Annotated in this window: 5 protein-coding genes; all 5 read left to right on the plus strand. The window is 69.4% G+C overall.

The window, feature by feature from the left end:
- The coding region (locus tag ESO86_RS10895) for an FHA domain-containing protein FhaB/FipA (RefSeq protein ID WP_165307662.1) at positions 1–374 on the plus strand (374 nt) is incomplete at its 5' end.
- Positions 375–377: 3 nt separating this feature from the next.
- A complete protein-coding gene (locus tag ESO86_RS10900; RefSeq protein WP_129234942.1) occupies positions 378–1,610 on the plus strand; it encodes a PP2C family protein-serine/threonine phosphatase in 1,233 nt (410 codons plus the stop codon).
- A gap of 61 nt (positions 1,611–1,671) precedes the next feature.
- A complete protein-coding gene (locus tag ESO86_RS10905) occupies positions 1,672–3,003 on the plus strand; it encodes an FtsW/RodA/SpoVE family cell cycle protein (protein WP_129234946.1) in 1,332 nt (443 codons plus the stop codon).
- Positions 3,000–4,454 (plus strand): peptidoglycan D,D-transpeptidase FtsI family protein, encoded by a 1,455-nt coding sequence (locus tag ESO86_RS10910; protein WP_129234944.1) that lies wholly within the window; start codon positions 3,000–3,002, stop codon positions 4,452–4,454. The genes ESO86_RS10905 and ESO86_RS10910 overlap by 4 nt, the downstream gene beginning before the upstream one ends.
- A partial coding sequence (locus tag ESO86_RS10915) for a serine/threonine-protein kinase (RefSeq protein WP_165307663.1) occupies positions 4,451–5,296 on the plus strand: 846 nt, incomplete at its 3' end. The genes ESO86_RS10910 and ESO86_RS10915, both read left to right, overlap by 4 nt.

Raw genomic sequence — 5,296 nt, forward strand, 5'->3', positions numbered from 1 at the left:
CGGCGAGCGCGACCGCCCCGACCGCCGCGGTCTCGAAGCCGGCCCCGGCGCCGACGGGCGGCGGGGGCGACGCCACTGCCGAGAACGCCTCGCGGCTCGTCATCACCTCGGGGGCGAAGTCGGGCGCCGAGTTCCCGCTCGGCCGAGACGAGATCACGATCGGCCGCTCGAGCGACTCCGCGATCATCATCCGCGACGACTACACCTCGACGCACCACGCCCGCCTGATGCTGTGGAACGGCCGCTGGATGATCCAGGACCTCGACTCCACCAACGGCACGTTCCTCAACGGCTCCCGAGTCACCGTGCCCACGCCCATCCCGCTCGGAGCCACCGTCAAGGTCGGAGCGACGACATTCGAGCTGCGGCGGTAGCCGATGGCCAGCGTCAAGGCGAGCGCGGCGGTCTCGCACGTCGGTCGGGTCCGCGCGAGCAACCAGGACTCCGGCTACGCCGGCCGCCGGCTCTTCCTCGTCGCCGACGGCATGGGCGGGCACGCCGGCGGTGACGTCGCGAGCGCCATCGCGACCCGCCGCATCGCCGACGCCGACGCCGACTACGACTCGACGGCCGACGCCGCGGCGGCGCTCGAGTCGGCCCTCCTCTCGGCGAACCGGAACCTCGAGGAGACGGTCGCCGAGCACTCGGAGCTCACCGGCATGGGCACCACCACGAGTGCGATGCTCGTCCAGCGCGACCGCGTCGTCATCGCGCACATCGGGGATTCGCGCGTCTACCTCTTCCGTTCGGGCGAACTCAGCCAGGTCTCGACCGACCACACGTTCGTCCAGCGACTCGTCGATGCGGGACGCATCACGGCCGAGGAGGCCATGGTGCACCCGCGGCGGTCGGTGCTCATGCGCGTCCTGGGCGACGTCGAGGCATCCCCCGAGATCGACACGATGGTCATCGACACCCACCCGGGCGACCGGTGGATGCTGTGCTCCGACGGCCTCTCGGGCGTCGTCTCGTTCGACGACATCCACGAGATGCTCGCGGCGGATGCCGGTGCGAAGCAGGTCGCGGACCGGCTCGTCAAGGCCTCGCTCGACGGCGGCGCCCCCGACAACGTCACGGTGGTCGTCGTCGACATCGGCGACCCGCCCGCGCCCGACACGCCGCCGCTGATCGTCGGGTCGGCGGCCGCTCCGCTCGCGTTCGGCACGGCACCCGAGCCGGCACGACGACCGGGCATCCGCCTCACGCCCTTCCGTCCGCACCCCGTGCAGGAGACGCACTTCGAGCCCGACTCGGAGGAGTTCTACGACGAGCTGATCGAGGAGGACGAGCGCCGACGACGCCGACGGCGCATCATGTGGGGCTTCTGGATCGCGTTGCTCATCGGCGCGATCGTCACCGTGACCGCCCTCGGCTACCAGTGGACGCAGACCCGGTACTACGTCGGCGAGTACAACGGCCGCGTCGCGATCTACCAGGGCATCCAGCAGGACCTCGGTCCGATCTCGCTGCACCGCCTCCACTCCGAGACGACGGTCGACATCGCCGACCTGAAGGCCTACGACCAGCAGCGCGTCGAGCAGACGATCACGGCGGGCACCCTCGAGGAGGCCGCGCGCATCGTGGATCGATTGGAGGAGTCCGTTGACTGACCGAGGCGCGGCCCGCGCACCCGAGCGCGCCCCCGCGACGGGGAGCGTGCGTCGCATCCGCATGCCGCAGAAGCTGCGGAACCTCGAGCTCGGACTGCTCATCGTCGCCTGCGTGATCAACGCCGGCGCCATCGTGCTGGTGCAGCTCGGCGCGCTCGGGCGGATCGACACCCAGCTCGTCCTGCTCGGCGCGGGCCTGTCCGTACTGGTGTTCGGGCTGCACATCGCCATGCGCTTCGTCGCACGCGACGCCGACCCGTTCCTCCTCCCCGTGGCGACGGTGCTGAACGGGCTCGGCATCGCGATGATCTACCGCATCGACATCGCCTACGGCGACGCCGGGTGGGACAGCGCAGCGGTGCGCCAGATCGTGTGGAGCGTGATCGCGATCGTCGCGGCGCTCGCCACGATCCTGCTGATCCGCAACCACCGCACCCTGTTCCGCTACACGTACCTCTCGGGACTCATCGCGATCGTCCTCCTGCTGCTGCCGCTGGTACCCGGGCTCGGGCAGACCCGTGGCGGTGCGCGGGTCTGGGTCGGCATCGGCGACTTCGTCACGTTCCAGCCCGGTGAGATCGCGAAGATCGCCCTCGCGGTGTTCTTCGCCGGCTACCTGGTCCGCAACCGCGACTCCCTGTCGATGGTGGGTCGCACCTTCCTCGGCATGCGGTTCCCGCGCGGACGCGACCTCGGACCGCTGCTCGTGGTCTGGGCGCTGTCGATGGCGGTCATCGTCTTCCAGCGCGACCTCGGCACCGCCCTGCTCTACTTCGGCCTGTTCCTCGTCATGCTGTACGTCGCCACCAGCCGGCTCTCCTGGGTCGTCCTCGGCCTCAGCCTGTTCCTCGCTGGCGCCATCATCGCCAGCCAGACGCTCGACTACGTCAACGGACGCTTCCAGAACTGGCTCAACGCGTTCGACCCCGCCGTGTACGACGCGCAGGGCGGATCGTTCCAGCTCGTCCAGGGCCTGTTCGGCCTCGCGAACGGCGGACTCATCGGGACGGGCCTGGGTCAGGGCCGCCCCGACCTCACGCCCGTGCCGCAGTCCGACTACATCATCGCGAGCCTCGGCGAGGAGCTCGGCCTCGCCGGTCTCTTCGCGATCCTCGCCCTGTACGTGCTCTTCGTCGCCCGGGGCTTCCGCATCGGCTTCGCGGGACAGGACGACTTCGGCAAGCTCCTCGGCGTCGGCCTCTCGTTCGTCGTCGCGCTCCAGGTCTTCATCGTCGTCGGCGGCGTCACGCGCGTCATCCCCCTCACCGGCCTCACGACGCCCTTCCTCGCGGCCGGCGGTTCCTCGCTCGTCGCGAACTGGATCATCGTCGCGCTGCTGCTGCGGCTCTCCGATACGGTCCGCAACCACCCGAGGCTGGTGATCGACGGATGAACCGCGAGCTCAAGCGGGTGACGATCGTCTCCCTCCTCATGTTCCTCACGCTCTTCGTCGCGTCGACGGTGATCCAGTACGTGCAGGCCGACAACCTCGCCGCCGATCCGCGGAACGCGCGGACGCTGTACCAGAGCTACTCCGTCGAGCGCGGGCCGATCCTCGTCGGCGGCGATCCGATCGCGTTCTCCGAGCCGTCCGACGACGACTACAAGTTCCAGCGGATCTATGCGAACGGGCCGCTCTACGCGCCCGTCACCGGGTTCATCCCGGTGAACGGCGAGGCGACGGGGCTCGAGGGCTCGCTGAACGCGGAACTCAGCGGCACGTCCGAGTCGCAGTTCTTCGACTCGCTGAACCGGCTCATCTCGGGCCAGGACCCGATGGGCGCCTCGGTCGAGGTGACGATCGACCCGGTCGCCCAGCAGGCCGCGTGGGACGCGCTCGGCGACTACACGGGCGCGATCATCGTGACCCAGCCGAGCAGCGGCCGGATCATCGCGATGGTCACCAAGCCCACCTACGACCCCAACAGCCTCGCCGTGCACAACGGCGACGAGGTCGAGCAGACCTACCAGAACCTCGTCGAGGACCCGGGCGACCCGCTCTTCAACCGCGCGACCGGCGGCGACATGAACCCGCCCGGATCGGTGTTCAAGCTGGTCATGACCGCTGCGGCGCTCGAGTCCGGCCAGTACACGCCGGACAGCACGTTCCCGAACCCCGCCGAGTTCACCCTCCCCGAGACGAGCTCGGTCGTGCGCAACTCGAGCGGCGGCACGTGCGGCAGCGGGTCGGAGGTCACGTTGGCGACCGCCCTGCGGCTGTCGTGCAACATCCCGTTCGCCGAACTCGCGCTGGAACTCGGCGACGACGCGATCCGCGCGCAGGCAGAGAAGTTCGGCTTCAACTCGAACTTCACGATCCCGAATCCCACCGAGACGAGCACGTACCCGGCGAACCCCGACGCGCCGCAGACCGCGCTGAGCGGCTTCGGCCAGGGCGACGTCCGTGCCACGCCGATGCAGATGGCGATGGTCTCCGCCGCGATCGCCAACGGCGGGATCGTGATGGACCCCGACCTCGTCGAGTCGATCACGGCGCCCGACTTCCGCCCGATCGAGGAGTTCGACGCGACGCAGTTCGGCCGTGCGATCAGCGAGTCGACGGCCCGGACCATGACCGAGATGATGGTCAACGGCGTCGAGAACGGCGCCGCGAGTAATGCAAGAATAGACGGCGTCAGCGTGGCCGGTAAGACGGGTACAGCGGAGAACGGCGAGGACGATCCCTACACCTTGTGGTTCACAGGTTTTGCCCCCGCCGACGACCCTCAGTATGCGATCACGGTGCTCGTGGAAGACGGCGGAGGGCTTGGTCAGGAGGGGTTCGGCAATCTGATTGCCGCGCCATTGGCGAAACAGGTACTAGAGGCGGTGCTGAACAAATGAGACCGAGTGCTGGGCTCACCTTCGGAGGACGGTACGAGCTGCAGTCCCGGATCGCCATCGGCGGCATGGGCGAGGTGTGGCAGGCCACCGACCTCGTCATCGGCCGTCAGGTCGCGCTGAAGATCCTCAAGGACGAATACCTCGGCGACCCGGGCTTCCTCGAGCGCTTCCGCGCCGAGGCACGTCACGCCGCGCTCGTGAACCACGAGGGCATCGCGAACGTCTTCGACTACGGCGAGGAGGACGGCAGCGCCTACCTCGTGATGGAGCTCGTGCCCGGCGAGGCGCTCTCCACGATCCTCGAGCGCGAGCACGTGCTCTCGACCGACAAGGTCCTCGACATCGTCGCCCAGACCGCGGCGGCCCTGCAGGCCGCGCACGCGGCCGGCCTCGTGCACCGCGACATCAAGCCCGGCAACCTCCTCATCACGCCCGACGGCCGCGTGAAGATCACCGACTTCGGAATCGCGCGCATCGCCGACCAGGTCCCGCTCACCGCGACCGGCCAGGTCATGGGCACCGTGCAGTACCTCTCGCCCGAGCAGGCGTCCGGACACCCGGCATCGCCCACGACCGACATCTACTCGCTCGGCATCGTCGCGTACGAGTGCCTCGCAGGTCGCCGTCCGTTCACGGGCGAGTCGCAGGTCGCGATCGCGATGGCGCAGATCAACGAGACCCCGCCCGACCTGCCCGTCACGGTCTCCGAGCCGGTGCGGAACCTCGTCTACTCCTGCATCGCGAAGAACCCGGCCGATCGTCCGCAGACGGCGGCGCACCTCGCGCGCGCGGCCACAGCCCTGCGCCGGGGCGACGTCCAGGCGGCGGCCGCGGCCGTGCCG

It is taken from the genome of Agromyces binzhouensis, assembly GCF_004135055.1.
Lineage (GTDB): Bacteria > Actinomycetota > Actinomycetes > Actinomycetales > Microbacteriaceae > Agromyces > Agromyces binzhouensis.